This window comes from Gracilibacillus oryzae (assembly GCF_009498735.1).
GTDB classification, from domain to species: domain Bacteria; phylum Bacillota; class Bacilli; order Bacillales; family Amphibacillaceae; genus Gracilibacillus; species Gracilibacillus oryzae.
The window spans coordinates 49,078-51,727 of record NZ_ML762451.1; the positions used below are offsets into that span (position 1 = coordinate 49,078).

General features: G+C 36.0%; 3 protein-coding genes. All 3 read right to left on the reverse strand.

What is annotated here, in order from left to right; all coding sequences use genetic code 11:
- On the reverse strand, window positions 1-324 hold a 324-nt coding region (locus F9U64_RS23240), incomplete at its 3' end, for a HAMP domain-containing protein (RefSeq protein ID WP_456071355.1).
- Window positions 305-1,009, reverse strand: a complete 705-nt coding sequence (locus F9U64_RS20380; protein WP_153406737.1) for a response regulator transcription factor — start codon at window positions 1,007-1,009, stop codon at window positions 305-307. The genes F9U64_RS23240 and F9U64_RS20380, both read right to left, overlap by 20 nt.
- 683 nt (window positions 1,010-1,692) lie before the next feature.
- Entirely contained in the window at window positions 1,693-2,376 is a 684-nt protein-coding gene (rpiA, locus tag F9U64_RS20385) for a ribose-5-phosphate isomerase RpiA (protein WP_153406738.1), read from the reverse strand.
- Window positions 2,377-2,650: the final 274 nt, after the last annotated feature.

Here is a 2,650-nt window from a genome sequence, read left to right on the forward strand (position 1 = left end):
CCCAATTTCGTCATTGGTACTCGTTTGAATCTGTATATCTAAATTCCCTTTTTTCACTTCATTCACGCTATCATCGATATCTTCTATTCTTTTTATGATGTTCTTTGATGATAAATAATAAAACAGTGTGGTGAGCAGGAAAAATAGAATCATATAGAGAAAAGAATATCTTTTTTCCATATCCGCAATATCGTTCTCTTTTAACCCAATTTGCTGAAACAAAAATTGCTCCAATCCAATTATACAGAGTATAGACAAAACAATACTTGAGGTAAATGTTAACAGGAGTTTAAACCGAACCCCTTTAAACCATTTCGTGTTCAATTTTATAACCTACTCCCCAAACATTTTTTATTATTTTCGGCTCTTTTGGATTATCTTCTATCTTTTCTCTTAATCTCGCTATATGGACCATTACGGTATTGTTACCATCATAATAGTTTTCTTTCCAGACCTTTTCGAAAATATCCTCAAGCGAAAAAACTGTATTAACATTTCGCGCAAGAAGCAATAATATCTCATATTCTGTTTTAGTCAGTCTCACCGGCTTATCATATAAGAAAACACTTCGGGAAATCTCCACTATTTTTAATCCTCTTATATGAATGACGTTTTGCTCTGGTGAGTTGTTTGCATTATTAAAATAGGTGTATCTTCTTAACTGTGCTTTCACTCTCGCTTTAAACTCTATTGGACTGAATGGTTTAGCGATATAATCATCTGCACCTGTACTGAGACCAATTGCTTTATCGATATCTGCAGATTTAGCGCTCAGCATAATAATAGGAAGGTTATTCTTTTCTCTTATTCTTCTGCAAACTTCTATCCCGTCCAGTTTCGGCAACATGATGTCAAGAATAACTAAATCGACAGGATGAATGGCTAATAAATCCATTGCTTCTAAGCCGTCATTTGCTTTGACTATATGGTATCCTTCATCAGTTAGATATAACTCAATCATATTGCAAATATCCTTATCATCATCCACAATCAAGATAACTTGTGCCATTAACTTGTACCTCGTTTTTGATTTAAGTTTATCATAAAGTGAGACTTTGATCAGCGGGGGTTTTTTGTATCCCCCACTGATCATTAACGAAACTTATCAGGGTTCTTAGCGTCTGTTTGTCCCCCACTTACTTTCTTCGTGTCACTTGAATCATTTCGTTTAGGGTATTACAGACGGTTGGCGCTGAGATAAATTTCCAATACTTAGGATTGGCCAAATTATTTAGGAACAATGACTTTTTTTCTATCGTGGAAAATATTAAAAATCGGGGGACTTAAAGCGGATCTTAATACTTTGCAGTGATGTTTTTTCTTGGGCTCAAGGTATTGAGAGTCCAGCTGAATGCCTTGAGCACTTATCTTCATATACGTGAAGGTATTGAGAGTCCAGCTGAATACCATGAGCACTTATCTTCATAAGCGTGAAGGTATTGAGAGTCCAGCTGAATGCCTTGAGCATAATTTCTCTTGTGCTCATGGCATTGAAAGCCGATCCTAATGCCTTCAGCTTCCCTTTTTCTTGTGCTGATGGCATTTAACTCCAAACCTCATGGTTGTGCAACAGCAATCTTCTCTGAGTCAGTACAGGAGGGAAGTGACTTTTCCACATCCTAAAATATGGAGGGATTTTTCAGTGGGCTCGCACTGTTCCTGCAGGAGCCTTCCTACGCTAATAATTAGAAATTATTGTCCTTTCTCCATAACTTTTACCTGTTCTGGATTACTTATTAATACTTTGCTTGCTATGTTAATAAATAATCCGTTTTCAACAATACCTACTATAGACTGCAATTCACGATTTAATTTTTCGGGATCCTGGATTCTACCAAACTTACAATCCAGAATATAATTTCCATTGTCTGTTATGTAGATTTGATCATTAACTTTTCGCAACGCTAGTTCACAGCCTAATGCAGTGATTTTATTTGCTGTAACTTCCCAGCCAAACGGAATAACTTCAATTGGTAAAGGAAACTTCCCAAGATTTTCGACAACTTTGGATTCATCCGCAATAACCAAAAATTCTTTTGCTGCTGCGGCAACTACCTTTTCCCGTAGCAATGCCCCGCCACCGCCTTTGATCAATTGTAAATTGGGATCTACTTCGTCTGCCCCATCAATAGCCAAATCCAATTCCTGAATCTGAGAAAAATCAGCTAATGGTACATTAAATTCTTTTGCCCATTCTGCTGTTTTATTTGATGTTGGAATCCCGATAACTTTCAGTCCATTGCTGACACGTTCCCCCAGCTCCTTCATAAAAAAGTACATCGTGGACCCTGATCCTAATCCCAGCTTCATGCCATCCTTCACATATTTTACTGCTTCTTTTGCAACGTTATGTTTTAACTGGTCTGAATTGTTCATTGTAATCCTCCTTGTTGAATATCTCCATAACATCTATCTATCCAACCATACCTATATGATGGAAGTTTTTCAATAGCGGTCATGCAGATTTTAGACATTTATCGTCGATTTCTAAAAACTATTTCGAGATTTAAATCAAGATGATATATATTATCTAAATAAAATGGGGAGATAATTTTGAAGATTATTTATTATACAAATAAATTTATACGGTATTTAATTAAGGTATATAAAAACTCGGAGTTTTAAGCAAGAAACTCCGAGTTTTATGAAG

Excerpts from the sequence above, each read along its gene's own strand:
- F9U64_RS20380 (WP_153406737.1), bottom strand. The coding sequence starts at position 1,009 with ATGGCACAAGTTATCTTGATTGTGGATGATGATAAGGATATTTGCAAT.
- rpiA (WP_153406738.1), bottom strand. The coding sequence starts at position 2,376 with ATGAACAATTCAGACCAGTTAAAACATAACGTTGCAAAAGAAGCAGTA.